Origin of the sequence: Bacillus sp. FJAT-53060 (genome assembly GCF_037104745.1) — a bacterium.
Classification (GTDB): Bacteria; Bacillota; Bacilli; order Bacillales; family Bacillaceae; genus Bacillus; species Bacillus stratosphericus_B.
Genome location: NZ_JBAWSW010000001.1, coordinates 84,024 through 100,200, shown reverse-complemented (window position 1 = coordinate 100,200; position 16,177 = coordinate 84,024). Strand labels below are relative to the sequence as shown.

Annotated in this window: 14 protein-coding genes and 2 pseudogenes; all 16 read left to right on the top strand. The window is 40.4% G+C overall.

Features of this window, described 5'->3' with window-relative positions; genetic code table 11:
* Window positions 1-135: 135 nt before the first annotated feature.
* The 16 genes and pseudogenes from rnjB to WAX46_RS00505 all read left to right on the top strand — a co-directional run bounded on the left by rnjB (window position 136) and on the right by WAX46_RS00505 (window position 16,115).
* Window positions 136-1,803: a ribonuclease J2 gene (gene rnjB, locus WAX46_RS00580; RefSeq protein ID WP_226566360.1), complete on the top strand. Its 1,668-nt coding sequence runs from the start codon at window positions 136-138 to the stop codon at window positions 1,801-1,803.
* A gap of 119 nt (window positions 1,804-1,922) precedes the next feature.
* The gene (locus WAX46_RS00575) at window positions 1,923-2,651 is read left to right on the top strand and encodes a ClpP family protease (protein WP_226566359.1); all 729 of its coding nucleotides are present in this window, start codon (window positions 1,923-1,925) and stop codon (window positions 2,649-2,651) included.
* On the top strand, window positions 2,648-2,884 hold the full coding sequence (locus WAX46_RS00570) for a YlzJ-like family protein (RefSeq protein ID WP_226566358.1): 237 nt from the start codon (window positions 2,648-2,650) through the stop codon (window positions 2,882-2,884). Before WAX46_RS00575 ends, WAX46_RS00570 begins: the two co-directional genes overlap by 4 nt.
* A gap of 110 nt (window positions 2,885-2,994) precedes the next feature.
* Complete coding sequence (locus WAX46_RS00565; protein WP_226566357.1) at window positions 2,995-5,364, top strand: FtsK/SpoIIIE family DNA translocase; 2,370 nt, start codon at window positions 2,995-2,997, stop codon at window positions 5,362-5,364.
* A 164-nt stretch (window positions 5,365-5,528) separates the two neighbouring features.
* A complete protein-coding gene (locus WAX46_RS00560) occupies window positions 5,529-6,254 on the top strand; it encodes a GntR family transcriptional regulator (RefSeq protein ID WP_336493188.1) in 726 nt (241 codons plus the stop codon).
* Between the two features lie 100 nt (window positions 6,255-6,354).
* Window positions 6,355-7,584 (top strand): MFS transporter, encoded by a 1,230-nt coding sequence (locus tag WAX46_RS00555; RefSeq protein ID WP_226566439.1) that lies wholly within the window; start codon window positions 6,355-6,357, stop codon window positions 7,582-7,584.
* A 334-nt stretch (window positions 7,585-7,918) separates the two neighbouring features.
* The gene (gene yfmF / locus WAX46_RS00550; protein WP_226566355.1) at window positions 7,919-9,199 is read left to right on the top strand and encodes an EF-P 5-aminopentanol modification-associated protein YfmF; all 1,281 of its coding nucleotides are present in this window, start codon (window positions 7,919-7,921) and stop codon (window positions 9,197-9,199) included.
* Window positions 9,196-10,488, top strand: a complete 1,293-nt coding sequence (gene yfmH, locus WAX46_RS00545; protein WP_336493187.1) for an EF-P 5-aminopentanol modification-associated protein YfmH — start codon at window positions 9,196-9,198, stop codon at window positions 10,486-10,488. Before yfmF ends, yfmH begins: the two co-directional genes overlap by 4 nt.
* Window positions 10,489-10,631: 143 nt before the next feature.
* Window positions 10,632-10,916, top strand: a pseudogene (locus WAX46_RS00540) (MarR family winged helix-turn-helix transcriptional regulator); the annotation flags it as partial.
* Between the two features lie 139 nt (window positions 10,917-11,055).
* A pseudogene (locus WAX46_RS00535) lies at window positions 11,056-11,259 on the top strand (hypothetical protein); the annotation flags it as partial.
* Between the two features lie 29 nt (window positions 11,260-11,288).
* Window positions 11,289-12,017, top strand: coding sequence for an elongation factor P 5-aminopentanone reductase (ymfI, locus tag WAX46_RS00530; protein WP_336493186.1), 729 nt, complete (start codon window positions 11,289-11,291; stop codon window positions 12,015-12,017).
* Between the two features lie 72 nt (window positions 12,018-12,089).
* Complete coding sequence (locus WAX46_RS00525; protein ID WP_226566351.1) at window positions 12,090-12,347, top strand: DUF3243 domain-containing protein; 258 nt, start codon at window positions 12,090-12,092, stop codon at window positions 12,345-12,347.
* Between the two features lie 131 nt (window positions 12,348-12,478).
* Entirely contained in the window at window positions 12,479-13,270 is a 792-nt protein-coding gene (locus WAX46_RS00520) for a DUF3388 domain-containing protein (RefSeq protein ID WP_226566350.1), read from the top strand.
* A 23-nt stretch (window positions 13,271-13,293) separates the two neighbouring features.
* Entirely contained in the window at window positions 13,294-14,193 is a 900-nt protein-coding gene (locus tag WAX46_RS00515) for a helix-turn-helix domain-containing protein (RefSeq protein ID WP_336493185.1), read from the top strand.
* A gap of 73 nt (window positions 14,194-14,266) precedes the next feature.
* Entirely contained in the window at window positions 14,267-14,848 is a 582-nt protein-coding gene (pgsA, locus tag WAX46_RS00510; protein WP_226566348.1) for a CDP-diacylglycerol--glycerol-3-phosphate 3-phosphatidyltransferase, read from the top strand.
* Between the two features lie 16 nt (window positions 14,849-14,864).
* Window positions 14,865-16,115, top strand: coding sequence for a competence/damage-inducible protein A (locus WAX46_RS00505; protein WP_226566347.1), 1,251 nt, complete (start codon window positions 14,865-14,867; stop codon window positions 16,113-16,115).
* Window positions 16,116-16,177: the final 62 nt, after the last annotated feature.

Below are 16,177 nucleotides of genomic sequence, written 5' to 3'. Positions count from 1 at the left end.
GTCCCTGAGTATGACCGTTTTTTTATACATAAACACTTTCTTAAAATGTGACTTCATCTTGTTTTCTAAAATTAGATTCAGTTATAATAGCATTAAGCGATGATGGACGGGCTTGAGACTAGGAGGATAAGAATTTTGAAAAAGAAAAATACAGAGAACGTAAGAATTATTGCACTGGGAGGCGTTGGAGAAATAGGGAAAAACTTATATGTCATTGAGATTGATTCCGACATATATGTCGTAGATGCAGGACTCATGCATCCAGAAAACGAAATGCTAGGCATTGACGTGGTCATTCCTGATATCTCTTATTTAACTGAACGAGCTGATCGGGTGAAAGCAATTTTTCTTACCCACGGACATGATGAGGCAATAGGAGGCGTATTCCATTGCTTAAGCAAATTGTCTGTACCAGTCTACGGAACGAAGCTGACCCTTGCGTTACTTCGAGAAAAGTTAAAACAATACGGCTTCAATCAAAAAGCTGATTTGCGTGAGGTGCATGCAAAATCGGTTATTACATTTGAAACAACAAAGGTATCATTCTTTAGAACGAATCACAGTATCCCTGATTCAGTCGGGATCAGCTTCAAAACCTCTCTTGGTTCAATCGTATGCACAGGTGATTTTAAATTTGATCAAACCCCAGCGCTTAACCAGGCCTGTGACATCGGAGAGATTGCGAAAATCGGAAATAATGGCGTTTTAGCACTTCTTTCAGACAGTGCGAATGCTGAAAAACCAGGTTATACACCTTCTGAGGCGCTCGTCCAAGACGAAATCTCAAATGCAATGTATAATGCTGAAAATCGTGTAATTGTGGCTGTATCTTCGTCAAATATTAACCGTGTACAGCAGATCATTAATGCAACGAACCAAAATGGCCGTAAGCTTGCAGTTGCAGGTAAGAATATGATGACAACCCTTCAACTTGCGATCAAACTTGGTTATGTGACAGCAGATGAAGAATTATTTGTACCAGTTCAAGAAGTGAAGAAAATGGCGAAAAATGATGTGGTCATCCTAACTGCTGGAAGCCACGGGGAACCGCTAGCTGCTTTAACCAAAATGGCCAAACAAAATCACAAACAGCTTCATATTGAACAAGATGATACTGTTGTGATAGCGTCTACACCTCTTCCTGGACAAGAACTCACGTATTCAAAAACGGTTGATTTCCTAACAAGAAGCGGAGCACAGGTGATTTTTGCTCAAAAGCGTGTGCATGTTTCTGGTCATGGCTGTCAAGAAGAGTTAAAACTGATGCTGAATTTACTAAAACCGAAATATTTAATCCCAGTGAATGGTGAATATCGTATGCAAAAAGCACATTCCCGTATTGCTGAGGAAGTGGGAATGAAACGAAGTGACATTTTCTTAATTGATAAAGGAGATGTTGTTGAATTCAGAGGACAGAACGTAAAGATCGGTGAAAAGGTTCACCAAGGGAACATTTTGATTGATGGTCTTGGCGTTGGCGATATCGGGAACATCGTTTTACGGGATAGACGTCTATTGTCTCAAGATGGAATCTTAATTGTCGTCATTACGCTCGATAAACAAAAGAAACAATTAATTTCTGGACCTGAAATCATCACAAGAGGATTCGTTTATGTGAGAGAATCAGAAGAGCTGATTGTCAAAGCGACAGACCTTGTAAAAGGCATTGTCAAAGAACAAACGGAAAACTCGGTGGTTGAATGGTCAACACTGAAACAATCCATGCGCGATGTATTAAATCAATTCCTATATGAAAAAACAAAACGTAAGCCGATGATCATTCCAATTATTATGGAAGTATGATGAGAAAGCCCAAGGAATACATGCTCTTTGGGCTTTTTTTATGTGGCAAGAGGAATGCGGATGGAATATGACCTTCTTGTTCATAATAGGAGGAGAGTTTTAGGAAAGGATGGAGACAAATGGACGAAAAAAATGAACAGCAGCCTGAGCAAAATCCTGAAGAAAAAGATAGCATTATGAGCAAAATACAGCAGCTTGGTGAAACAGATGTTCCACAACTGCCACAAGATACAAATATACATTGTCTGACCATTATTGGACAAATCGAAGGTCACATGCAGCTTCCGCCACAAAATAAAACAACCAAGTACGAACATGTCATCCCGCAAATCGTAGCAGTTGAACAAAATCCAAAAATCGAAGGCCTTTTAATCATTTTAAATACAGTGGGCGGCGATGTTGAAGCAGGGTTAGCCATTGCGGAAATGCTGGCGTCTTTATCTAAACCGACTGTATCGATTGTGCTTGGCGGCGGCCACTCAATTGGTGTCCCCATCGCTGTATCATGTGACTATTCATATATTGCAGAAACAGCCACTATGACGATTCATCCTGTACGCTTAACTGGCCTTGTCATTGGTGTCCCACAAACCTTTGAATACTTGGATAAAATGCAAGAAAGAGTCATTAATTTTGTCACAAGCCATTCAGATATTACAGAAGAGAAATTTAAAGAGCTCATGTTCTCAAAAGGCAATTTGACAAGAGATATCGGGACAAATGTCGTTGGTCATGAGGCAGCAGAGTACGGACTCATGAACGAAGTAGGCGGCGTAGGGCAAGCAATTAAAAAATTGAACGAACTGATTGGAGAGCGAGTATCTCAAAACGAGGGGCTGATCCAATGATTTTATACACACCTATGCCTTATGAAGCCATTTACGTTGAGGAGCATGGAGAACGCAAGTTACAGAAGGTCCAAATACAAGGCGTGCCAGTCATTGTTGAAATGAAAGAAGATGAAGCGGAAATTGTTCAAGTGATGAGCACCAATCCAATGGATTTCTTGAATCAAGAGCTTGCACCAGGCAAGCGATTGAAGTTACATTTAAGCACGAATCAAACCGACTCATATGAATGATTCTATGCTATAATAAAGGGAAAACTTACAACAAGATGCAGCCAAAACCAGGCTGCTTTCTTTCTGATCTTTCGGTAGGTTATATTTTCTTTCGTAGTAAGGTGATGAGTATGGCTAAAAAGAGAAAACGTAAAACGAGAAAAAAACAAAATAAACAGCTAAAATTGAAATATGAATTAAATGGGTTAGTCTGTATTGCCATAGCGATCATTGCCATTTTACAGCTAGGTATTGTTGGACAAACCTTTGTCCATCTATTCCGATTCTTTGCAGGTGAATGGTTCATTCTCTGCCTTATCGGGTTATTTCTTTTTGGTATGACAATCTTTTGGAAAAAACAAATCCCTGATATGTTAACAAGAAGAAAAGTAGGTTTATACTGCATCATTGCTAGTATTTTGCTTTTGTCACATGTAAAGCTATTTCAGCACCTTTCAGCTGCAGGATTCATCGGCTCTCAAAGTGTGATAAGAAATACGTTTGAGCTTTTCTTGATGGACATGAAGGGTGAGACCGGTTCGCCTGATTTAGGAGGCGGAATGATTGGTGCCATAATATTTGCAGCCTCATATTTCTTGTTTGCACAAGCAGGCTCTCAAATTATGGCGATTGTTCTAATGTTGATTGGGATTGTTCTAATCACAAATCGGTCACTGCAAGAAATGGTCAAAAAAGTGATAGTCCCTATATCACAATTTATGATGAAGCAGTGGAAGGCGTTTGTACAAGATATGAAAGGGATCAGGCAGGCAAAAAAGAGCACCGCCTCCCAGAAAACAGGCGAAAAGAAAAAACGTTCACGCGTTCAAGAAGATGACGAAGATGATCATATCTTGATCGAGGAGGAAACACCTGTTGTTGAGAGCAGTCAGCCCATTATTTCAAGCTTTGCAGACAGAGATGATATTCTCACACCGCAGGTTCGTAAAGAGCAGGTAATAAAAGATTCTGAGGTTCTTCAAGAGACTGTGCAAAATGATTCATCTCCGAAATTGGCTGATGAATCAAAAGAAGCACCACCAATGACGTTTACTGAACTGGAGAATAAAAATTACGAATTGCCGTCTCTAGATATTTTAGCTGATCCACAGCATTCAGGTCAGCAAACAGATAAGAAAAATATTTACGAAAATGCAAGAAAGCTTGAAAAAACGTTTCAAAGCTTCGGCGTAAAGGCAAAAGTCACACAAGTTCATTTAGGGCCGGCCGTGACAAAATATGAAGTATATCCAGATGTCGGCGTTAAGGTAAGTAAGATTGTGAACTTAAGTGATGATCTAGCCCTTGCCCTAGCAGCAAAAGACATCCGAATTGAGGCTCCGATTCCTGGTAAATCGGCCATTGGGATTGAAGTTCCGAATGCAGAAATCGCCATGGTTTCGTTAAAAGAGGTCTTAGAATCGAAGCAAAACGACCGTCCAAATGCAAAGCTGCTCATTGGGCTTGGCCGAAATATTTCCGGTGAAGCCGTGCTTGCAGAATTGAATAAAATGCCGCATTTGCTTGTCGCAGGTTCGACTGGAAGTGGAAAAAGTGTATGTATCAATGGCATTATCACAAGTATTCTCATGAGAGCAAAGCCTCATGAAGTGAAGATGATGATGATTGACCCTAAAATGGTTGAGCTCAATGTCTATAACGGCATCCCGCATCTTTTGGCTCCAGTTGTAACGGATCCAAAGAAAGCCTCACAGGCACTCAAAAAAGTAGTCAGTGAAATGGAACGCCGCTATGAACTGTTTTCTCATACAGGTACAAGAAATATCGAAGGATACAATGATTACATTAAACGAATGAATCAATCAGAAGAGGCGAAACAGCCAGAGCTTCCTTATATTGTCGTCATTGTGGACGAGCTTGCAGATTTAATGATGGTTGCTTCCTCTGATGTAGAAGATTCTATTACAAGGCTCTCTCAAATGGCACGTGCTGCGGGTATTCATATAATTATCGCAACACAAAGACCTTCTGTCGATGTCATTACAGGGGTCATTAAAGCAAACATTCCATCCCGTATCGCCTTTAGTGTATCCTCACAAACTGATTCAAGGACGATCCTTGATATGGGAGGCGCAGAAAAACTGCTAGGCAGAGGAGATATGCTGTTTTTACCTGTCGGTGCAAACAAGCCGGTCCGTGTGCAGGGCGCATTTTTATCAGATGAAGAAGTGGAGCATGTCGTTGATCATGTCATCACACAGCAAAAAGCACAATATCAAGAAGAAATGATTCCAAGTGAAGAATCGCAGGGGCAGCTTGCGGCTGTGGAAGACGACTTATATAATGAAGCAGTTGAACTGATCATCGGCATGCAGACGGCTTCTGTCTCTATGCTTCAAAGGAGATTCCGCATCGGTTATACACGTGCGGCACGTCTGATTGACGCAATGGAAGAACGAGGCGTTGTAGGTCCATATGAAGGAAGTAAACCGAGAGAAGTCCTGCTCTCAAAAGAACAATATGACGAGCTCTCTTCATAATGAGAAGAGAGCTTTCCTGAAATGAAGTGAACGATATCATTATTATGTCAACAAGATGTCAGACTATTTATTTATTTGCAAAATCATGTTATAGTTATGTTCATCTTATTTCGGAATAGAGATTTCTCACCTTATCATTTGCATTGATTAGACGGAGGGAAAACATGTCGACCAAAACAGACAATCGCCATTTATATTTGAAAGTGATTGACCGTATTAAAGAAGATATTCAAACAGGCGTATATGCCGAAAAAGAAAAGCTGCCTTCAGAATTTGAGCTCTCAAAGCTTTTAGGTGTAAGCAGAGCGACATTGCGTGAAGCCCTTCGTATTTTAGAAGAAGAGAAGTACTTAATTAGAAGACATGGTGTTGGAACATTCGTCAATTCAAGACCGCTCTTTTCAACAGGCATTGAGCAGCTGACAAGTGTGACGAAAATGATTGAACAGGTGAATATGACGCCAGGTACCATCTTTTTGTCCTCACAAGAAGGAGAGCCAACAGAGAATGATGTCATCCGTTTTCAGAGTGATGAATCTGATGAGATTTTTTCAATGGAACGGGTTCGAACGGCAGATGGACAGCCAGTCGTCTATTGTTTAGATAAAATTCCGGTTAAGCATCTTCCCGCTTCTTTTACTCATGAAGAAGAGTCACTTTTTGAGCTGTTTGGAAGAGAACCACACAGCGGGATTAAATATGCAGTTGCAGACATCCAACCGATTGGCTATCACGATCACGTCTCATCCATACTAGAATGCGATCCCGAAACGGCGCTATTATTACTGAAACAAATGCACTATGATCAGGATGATCAGCCGGTCTTATACTCGCTCAACTACTTTAGAGCGGATAAATTTAGCTTTCATGTCATACGTAAACGTTCTTAAAGCAGTCACTTCTGAAGGCGGTTGCTTTTTGTTTGCCCATACATAATAACCGCTAAACTTGCCACACTAATACGTAACAGTATATAGAATTGGGTGAATGATGTTGGGCGAGAAAACAGTCAGTAAAAAAAATATTATTGCATTATCATCAGTGCCTCTAATCATGACACTGGGGAACTCGATGTTGATACCAGTATTGCCAGAGATAGAAAAGAAACTCTCGATCACTTCCTTTCAAGTCTCACTCATTATTACGGTATATTCCGTTGTGGCTATTTTATGTATTCCAATCGCTGGTTATTTATCTGACAGAATTGGGAGGAAAAAAGTGCTCCTGCCGTGCCTCTTAATTGCAGGACTTGGAGGGGCTGTAGCAGCTGTTGCCTCAACGATCATGAAAGAACCCTACATGTGGATTCTGTTTGGTAGGGTCCTTCAAGGGGTTGGCTCGGCTGGAGCAGCACCTGTTGTCCTGCCGTTTATAGGTGATTTGTATCATGATGATGAAGAGGTAAGTGCGGGGCTTGGAGCCATTGAAACCTCTAATACAGCTGGAAAGGTACTAAGCCCTATTATCGGAGCACTTCTTGCTTCTTGGTTTTGGTATGTGCCGTTTTGGTTTATACCATTCTTTTCAATCACAAGCTTTTTCATGGTGTTGTTCATGGTTGAGTCTGCCAAGAAAGAGGAAGTCTCGCCTACATTTAACGAATTTTTAAAATCGACAAAGACTATTTTCAAGCATGAGGGACGCTGGCTTTATGCCATTTTTGCCATTGGCGGTTTTATCATGTTTCTTCTTTTTGGTGTGCTCTTTTATTTATCCGATAATCTTGAGGCAGCTTATCAAATAAAAGGGGTCAAAAAAGGGTTGCTGCTGAGTATCCCGCTCCTTTTTTTGTCGATAAGTTCATACATTGCTGGGAAGACGATTGGAAAAGAGAAAGGGAAAATGAGAATTTTTTTAATCGTAGGCATGATACTTTTATCTATTACCTATCTTTTTTTATGGTGGAATCACAGTTTTTACTTATTATTTATATGCTTAAGCATTGGCGGAGTGGGGATCGGTATTGTCCTTCCTGCACTTGATGCACTGATCACAGAAGGAATTGAAAAAGAGCAGTGCGGAACCATTACGTCATTTTATAGCAGTATGCGGTTTATCGGTGTCGCTTTAGGGCCTCCAATATACGCATATCTTATGGATAAAGGGGACTCGATCGTTTTTATTCTCTCGACGATTTGCAGTCTCATTTCATTGTTTTTGGTGCTGTTTTTCATTCAGCCAGATGAAAAGGATGAAAGTGAACAACTGAAACCAGTTTAAGCAAAGAAAAAAGACGGTATTTTGCCATCTTTTTTCTATTGTATATGTGCTTATAACACGAAAGGACAATTGAATTCATAAGCTCATTTGACCTCCTGCTTAATCAAGTGCTATACGCTTTTGTCGTTTTACCGCTCTTTATACCGGTCATATTGGTAAATGGAATTGGTGGTCTTTTAGAATGAAATAACAACTGGTGCCTCTGCTAAAAGCAGAGGCGTTTTATTTCCTATCCTTTCCTCTGATGATATAATGACTATTAAATGGCTATTTTTACGTATATATCAGCTATGTTCTAATACATAATAAATATGACGAATAAAGGAGGTTTCTCATGACGTACTTACAAGAGAAGACATTCAATACATCTGGTCTTCATACTCATATTGTCAAAACAGAAAAATTTAAAACAGTCACGATCCTTTTTAAAATGCTTGCGCCTCTATCCAAAGATGACGTAACCATGCGTTCTCTTTTCCCGCATGTGCTGTTAAGAGGAACAGAAAACATGCCGAAAACAGGAGAATTGCGCACTTATTTTGATGAGCTCTATGGTGCAACAGTTTCGGCAGACATGGCGAAAAAAGGAGAGAATCACATCATCACTTTCCGCCTGGAAATGGCGAATGAAAAATATTTAAAGGATCAAACACCTTTATTAGAAAAAGGGGTTGCCTTACTATCTGATTTATTATTCCACCCTCATGTTGAAGATGGGGTGTTTAGTCATTTATATGTAGAGCAAGAAAAACGCACATTAAAACAGCGAATTCAGGCAGTTTATGATGACAAAATGCGTTATTCGAACTTAAGACTTCTACAGGAAATGTGTAAAGGTGAACCATATGCACTGCACGTCAATGGTGAAATGGAAGACCTCCAGGCGATCACAGCAAACACGCTCTTTGAAGCTTATGAGCATGCGCTTCAATCAAACCAGCTTGATCTCTATGTTGTCGGTGACGTTGATGAACAAGACATCAACCGAATGGTCTCGCAATATTTCAAAACAAGTGAAAGAGAGCCGGTGAAACAAAATGCTGAATCATTAAATGCACAAAACGATCCAAAAGAAGTCATTGATGAAGAAGACGTGAAACAAGGAAAGCTGAATATTGGCTTTCGCACACATACAGGGATTGCAGATGAAGATTATCCGGCACTGCATTTGTTTAATGGTATATTCGGTGGCTTCTCCCATTCAAAGCTATTCATCAATGTTCGGGAGAAAGCAAGTCTTGCATATTACGCTGTGTCTAGACTTGAGAGCTTTAAAGGCTTGATGATGGTCATGTCTGGTATTGAAGTAGCCAATTATCAGCAGGCAGTTGACATTATTAAAGAACAATTTGATGCGATGCAAAAAGGTGATTTTTCAGAAGAAGCCATTGAGCAAACAAAGGCTGTCGTTAAAAATCAGCTGCTGGAAACGATTGATACGTCTTATGGAACAGCGGAATACTTATACCAACATGCAGTCGTGCCAACAGAAGGGACTCTTGATTCCTTTTTAGATGCGTTAGACCGAGTGACAAAAGAGGACATTATCAAAGTGGGTCAGAAAATCAAGTGGGACACGACCTATCTTCTTAAAGGAACGGAGGGTGTTTCATGACGGTGAAAACAATTCAATTCGATCAGCTACATGAGACGGTGTATTACGAAAAAATGGAAAGCGGACTAGACGTCTATGTGCTGCCCAAGCAAGGGTTTAACAAAACATATGCGACCTTCACAACAAAGTATGGCTCTGTCGATAATGAATTTGTGCCGCTTGGCAAAGAAGACATGATCCGAGTGCCTGACGGAATTGCCCATTTCTTAGAGCATAAGCTGTTTGAAAAAGAAGATGGTGATGTTTTTCATACATTTAGTAAGCAAGGGGCAGCTGCAAACGCTTTTACAACGTTTACGAGAACGGCTTACTTATTTTCAAGTACCGCAAAAGTGGAACAAAACCTTGAAACACTCATTGATTTTGTGCAAGAGCCTTATTTTACTGAAAAAACGGTAGAAAAAGAAAAAGGCATCATTGGTCAAGAAATTAACATGTATGATGACAATCCCGACTGGCGTTTGTTCTTTGGACTTATAGAAAACCTCTATCAAAAGCATCCAGTTAGAATTGATATTGCTGGAACAGTAGAGAGCATTGCTCCTATTACAAAAGACCACTTGTATGAGTGTTATGAAACGTTCTATCACCCGAGCAATATGCTCCTTTTTGTTGTCGGTCCTGTTGATCCGAAGCAAATATTAGAGCAAGTAAGAGCAAATCAGGTGAAAAAACCATTTACAGACCAGCCTGAAATCAAAAGGAAAGAGATCAATGAGCCTGAAAGCGTTTATCGAAAAGAATACGAACTTAAAATGAATGTACAAGGCGCTAAATGTATGTTCGGTTTGAAGACAAAAAATCCGCACAAAAAAGGAAAAGAGCTTTTAAAGCATGAGCTTGGAATGAATCTCATTTTAGAGACATTGTTCGGCAAAAGCTCCTTACAATATGAACGGATGTATGAAAAAGGCTTGATTGATGAGACGTTTAATTACGATTATACGGAAGAAGGCGGTTTTGGCTTTACTTCGGTTGGCGGAGATACAAACGATCCTAACCAACTGGCAGAACAATTAAAAGAAATCCTTCTTCAAGCCAAGAGTCTCATCACAGAAGAAAAAATTGAGCTCGCTCGTAAGAAAAAAATCGGTAGCTTTTTAAAGGCCATGAACTCTCCAGAATACATTGCCAACCAATTCACTAGATATGCGTTCTTAGAAATGAGCTTATTTGATGTCTTACCAGTGTTAGAGCAAATCCAATTAACAGATATTTTGCAGATATTAGAGGAAGAAATTGACGAAGAACGGATGTCTGTTTTCAAGGTCATCCCAAAAACAAAGTAAATCAAAAAGACAAACTTGATCAAAAGAGTTTGTCTTTTTGATGTCCAATTGAAAAAAGCGTTTTATTTGTGTAAATATTGATTGACAATTGTTTTGTGCACTAGTTAAACATCTAAACTAAAAGGAGCAGCGTATGTAATGTCAATAAAAGTGCTGTAACATCTATGACGAACCGTCTTTTTACGAAAAACTATATTGTCCGTGAGCACGATCAAGCCGATAGAAGAAATGTTCACCTGTACTTAACCCCAGAGGGGAAAGATGTGGTCAGCCGAGTGGAAAAACAGCTTCAGGATCTTGTTCGATCTTATTTTGAAAAGCTAGAAGAAAAGGAAATGGAATCATTTATTCAAACATATGAAAAGAATTATCAAGTGATCATCGAAGAGGATGCACAAAGTTCTAATGAGAGTAATCAGAAAGGGTAGATGGCTTATCACCATCCTTTGGATCGTACTAGCGGCAGTATTATTCATCACGGGACCTAAAAGTTACATATGACTCCAACAAAATCAAAGCATCTGTTTAAAGAAAAAGTGAATGACAAGCTAAAGAGTTTGAACCTTATCAATGAAGAATATGGGTGCCATGATTTTGGCGGGGACATTTGCAGCGATGCTGCCTTTAGGTGTGCTGCCGCTCTTACAGATTGCAACACTTGTCGTGACATGACTTTTACTGTATGCGCTCGTTGTGCTAACATTGTTCGTACCTGTTATGGTCAAATTGATCGGATCAGCAAACTGGTTCCCATTTATACGAAAAGAATAGGTATTCCATATAGAAAGTAGGAACAATGTATGAGTCGTTGGGCGCTGATTACTGGTGCCAGTGGCGGAATTGGGCGGGCGGCAGCCAAAAAGCTTGCCCAAGAAGGCTGCCATCTGATACTCCATTATCACCAAAATGAACAAGCAGCTATTCGTCTCTCCACTTATTTAGAAGAGACATATGAAATAGAGACGCACGTCGTTCAAGCGGATTTAGCCAAAACGAGCGGAGCAGCTGAGCTTGTCAGCCGTCTGCCGTTATGTCCAGATATTCTTGTTTTAAATAGTGGAAAGAGTCATGTCGGGTTAGTGACAGATACAAAAAAAGAAGTTCTAGCCAGTATGGTGCAGCTGCATGTCACAAGTCCATATGAGCTAACCCAATCCATATTGCCTGGGATGATTCAAAAAAAGGCAGGTCATATTATTGCGGTTAGCTCGATATGGGGAGAAACTGGTGCATCGTGTGAAGTGCTGTACAGCATGGTCAAGGGTGCGCAAAATGCCTTCATTAAAGGACTCGCAAAGGAGCTTGCTCCAAGTGGAATTAGAGCAAATGCTGTCTCACCTGGTGCTGTTCATACTAATATGATGCAAAACTTCACACAAGAAAACTTGGCGATGCTGGAAGAAGAGATTCCGCTCGGCCGTCTTGCAACGCCAGAGGAGATTGCAGATGTCATTTGGTTTCTTGCATCAAAACAGTCAAGTTATATGACGGGGCAAATTTTATCCGTAAATGGCGGCTGGTACTGTTAAAAATGTGTATAATTCATCTCTCCATGACAAAAGCTATGGCTGTAATTCATCTTTTTGAATGGAGGAATGAACATGTCTGTACTTGAGAGCTGGGACCATTGGAAAAACTTTTTAGGTGACCGTTTAAATCATGCGCAGGATAAAGGTTTATCAGATGATACAATCAACAACCTTGCATATGAAATTGGTGGATATCTGGCTAACGAAGTTGCGGCAAAGAACGAGCAGGAAAGAGTACTTGCTGACCTTTGGAGCGTTGCATCAGAGGATGAGCAGCGTGCCATTGCAAATATGATGGTCAAGCTAGTTGAAAATAATAGCTCGCACTAAACAAAAAGAGGGGTCGTTTGTGCCTCTCTTTTTATTTTAACCGTTTCGCAACATTGTGCTTTCTAAAAATGTGAAAATGATTTATGATAAAGGAAGGTAAAAGTTTGCCACAATGAAGGGGGTCATATCATTTGGCCAAGCTCGAATGGTATTTTGAATATGAGATACAGGTGAACCGTCCTGGACTTTTAGGAGACATTTCTTCTTTAATGGGGATGCTTTCAATTAATATTGTGACAATTAATGGTGTTGATGTATCAAGACGCGGAATGCTTCTACGTTGTGACCACACAGATCAAGTTAAGCGACTTGAATCAATTTTAAATACAATGGAAACGATAAAAGTAACAAAATTAAGAAAACCAAAACTTCGTGACCGTTTAGCTGTTCGTCATGGAAGATATATACAGAGAGATGCTGATGACAAAAAGACGTTCCGTTTTGAAAGGGACGAGCTTGGTCTTCTTGTTGATTTTATGGCTGAACTATTTAAAAAAGAAGGACATAAATTGATTGGGATTCGCGGGATGCCACGTGTTGGAAAGACAGAATCAATTGTTGCTTCTAGTGTATGTGCAAGTAAGAGATGGCTGTTTGTTTCATCTACTCTTTTGAAACAGACCATTCGCAGTCAGCTAATTGCTGATGAATATAGCCCAGATAACGTTTTTATTATTGATGGGATTGTGTCGACAAGAAGAGGTTCAGAGAAGCACTTACAGCTTTTAAGAGAAATTATGAGATTGCCTGCAACAAAAGTGGTAGAGCATCCAGATATCTTTATTCAAAATTCAGAATATACAATGGATGATTTCGACTATATCATTGAACTACGTAATAGTTCAGATGAAGAAATTACATACGACCACGCTGAAGAACCGCAAGTGTTTGATCATTCTGGTTTTTCTGGCTTCGATTTTTAATATGGTAATGGTAGGTGTTTGTTTTGACTGAATTGGGAAAACGGCTCATTGAGGCCAGAGAGGAAAAAGGGATGTCGCTGGAGAACCTTCAGACGGCTACCAAAATCCAAAAGCGCTATTTGCTAGCAATCGAACAAGGAAACTATGATATTATTCCAGGTAAATTTTACGTCAGAGCGTTTATTAAACAATATGCCGAAGCCGTTGGACTGAATCCTGAACAATTGTTCCAAGAATTTCGTAAAGATGTACCAAGCACGTATAATGATGAAGTTTCTGATAAATTATCAAATATTAAGCCGCAAAGAGAGCTTCCAAAGTCTGCCTCAAAGGTGCTGGAGCTATTGCCAACAATATTAGTCATTGGAGGCATTCTTGTGGTGATCGCAATCATTTATGTGATCGTTCAAGCGGTCAATCATGATAGCGGACAGCAGAATAATCAGACGGCTCCTCAGCAGTCAGAATCAAAATACGAAGTGTCTGAGGATTCATCACTCGCAAAGGATCAAAAGAAAAAAGAAAAAGCTTCGTCAGATGATAAAGAAAAAACATCTAAAAAGGACGATTCATCAAAAGACGATGATGCTGTTTCTTTGAAGGCGACAAATACAGAAGGGTCCACGACAATGTATGAGGTGTCAGGTGCAGATGATATGGAGTTAACCATTTCTGCAACACAAGCTTCGTGGCTGCGCGTGAGAGACGAATCTGGAAAAGTGCTGAAGATGGGTGAACTAAAAGATGGCGAATCGTTTCAAACAGACCTGTCTGAGCTTTCTCAAGTCGATATCCGTCTCGGGAATGCCACTGGAATTGATATCAAGGTCAATGACGAGACGCTTAAGTACGAATTAGACCCAAAGAACACCATGACACAAAACATTGTGATTGTGAATAAAGGAAAGGAAAAGTCATCTTAAGCAAGTAGATGACTTTTCTTTTGTTCCTACTATTATATACATAAATAAATGCTTTATTGGAGGATTGGATTTCATGTTTAACTTACCGAATAAAATTACTCTTTCTAGGATCGCCTTGATTCCTGTGTTTATGATTATTATGCTTGCCCCTTTAGACTGGGGTGTTGCACGCTTTGGTGACGTCAGCATCGAAGTCACTCACCTTGTCGGAGCGATCTTGTTTATTGTGGCTTCCACAACCGACTGGATTGATGGTTACTATGCACGTAAGCTCAACCAAGTGACGAATTTCGGTAAATTTTTAGATCCGCTTGCAGATAAATTGCTTGTTTCAGCTGCTTTAATTATACTTGTTCAATACAACCTCACACCGGCATGGATGGCGATTGTGATCATTAGCCGTGAATTTGCTGTAACAGGTCTAAGGCTTGTCTTAGCCGGAGGCGGTGAAGTGGTAGCGGCAAATATGCTTGGAAAAGTGAAGACGTGGGCGCAAATCATTGCGATTTCAGCACTTCTTTTGCATAACCTACCGTTTGAACTTGTATCATTCCCGTTCGGTGATCTTGCGATGTGGGTCGCGGTGTTCTTCACTGTTGTCTCAGGCTGGGATTACTTTGCGAAAAACTGGGAAGCCTTAAAGAATTCTAACTAAAAAGGACGTGTACGCTTTGAAGTCAGAGAGAAAAGCAGAAATTATTGCAGTCGGTTCCGAACTATTGCTAGGGCAAATTACGAATACGAATGCACAATTCATCAGCAAACAGCTAGCTGAAATTGGTGTGAATGTTTATTACCACACAGCAGTTGGTGACAATTCGGAGCGTTTAAAGCAGGCTATTCAAGTGGCGCAAGAAAGATCTAATTTTATTATATTCTCAGGCGGTCTCGGACCAACAAAAGATGATTTAACAAAAGAAACCATTGCCAATACGCTTGGCAAAGAGCTTGTGCTAAATGAAGAAGCGTTTGAATCGATTCAAGACTACTTTCAAAAGACAGGACGTGACATGTCTCCGAACAACCGCAAGCAGGCACTCGTTTTAGAGGGATCTGATGTGCTGGTGAACCGGTTCGGAATGGCACCAGGTATGTTTATTCAAGAAGAAGATACGTTTTATATTCTGCTTCCTGGTCCGCCAAGTGAACTACACCCGATGTTTGAAAATGAATTGAAGCCGCTGATTTCTGAGAAACTTGGCTTGAAGGAAAAAATTGTGTCTGTCGTTCTACGTTTCTTCGGGATAGGTGAATCACAGCTTGAAACAGATCTTGAAGATATAATTGATGCTCAGACCAATCCGACAATTGCACCGCTTGCAGCAGACGGTGAAGTATCGCTAAGGCTAACGGCCAAGCACGAGGTTGAACAGGAGACTGAACGTCTTTTAAAAGAAACAGAAGCACAAATTCTAGAGCGGGTAGGGGAATACTTCTACGGATATGGTGATACTTCTCTTGTCCGTGAAGCTTCCAAGGCCTTGCACGAACATGGGAAAACAGTGGCAGCATCTGAAAGCTTGACTGGCGGAATGTTTTCTGAATGGTTGACAGATCTCGAAGGGGCATCGTCGATTTTTAACGGAAGTGTGGTTTGTTACACAAATCAAGTCAAGCAGCAGGTGCTAGGCTGCCGCGAGGAAACGTTGTCTTCTCATGGTGCTGTCAGCAAAGAGTGCGCTTTAGAGCTCGCTGAAGGCGTTCGAAAGCTGACAGGAAGTGATATCGGTATTAGCTTTACTGGTGTGGCAGGACCTGCTACCCAAGAAGAACAGCTAGTCGGAAAAGTATTTATTGGGCTAGCCACAAAAGATCAGACAGACGTGTATGAATGGATGTTTACAGGCAGTCGATCAGGCATTCGAAAACGGGCTGTCAAATATGGTTTGCATCACCTGCTCAAATTATTAAAAGAGAGTTAATTTTGTTTTTTGTTAAGTTTACTCCTTTAGAAAAGAGCGTTTTTTCTAATAGAAACAGCTCT

Coding starts and splice junctions, on each gene's coding strand:
- WAX46_RS00575 (WP_226566359.1), top strand. CDS start 1,923: ATGGACGAAAAAAATGAACAGCAGCCTGAGCAAAATCCTGAAGAAAAA.
- WAX46_RS00570 (WP_226566358.1), top strand. CDS start 2,648: ATGATTTTATACACACCTATGCCTTATGAAGCCATTTACGTTGAGGAG.
- WAX46_RS00565 (WP_226566357.1), top strand. CDS start 2,995: ATGGCTAAAAAGAGAAAACGTAAAACGAGAAAAAAACAAAATAAACAG.
- WAX46_RS00560 (WP_336493188.1), top strand. CDS start 5,529: ATGTCGACCAAAACAGACAATCGCCATTTATATTTGAAAGTGATTGAC.
- WAX46_RS00555 (WP_226566439.1), top strand. CDS start 6,355: ATGTTGGGCGAGAAAACAGTCAGTAAAAAAAATATTATTGCATTATCA.
- yfmF (WP_226566355.1), top strand. CDS start 7,919: ATGACGTACTTACAAGAGAAGACATTCAATACATCTGGTCTTCATACT.
- yfmH (WP_336493187.1), top strand. CDS start 9,196: ATGACGGTGAAAACAATTCAATTCGATCAGCTACATGAGACGGTGTAT.
- ymfI (WP_336493186.1), top strand. CDS start 11,289: ATGAGTCGTTGGGCGCTGATTACTGGTGCCAGTGGCGGAATTGGGCGG.
- WAX46_RS00525 (WP_226566351.1), top strand. CDS start 12,090: ATGTCTGTACTTGAGAGCTGGGACCATTGGAAAAACTTTTTAGGTGAC.
- pgsA (WP_226566348.1), top strand. CDS start 14,267: ATGTTTAACTTACCGAATAAAATTACTCTTTCTAGGATCGCCTTGATT.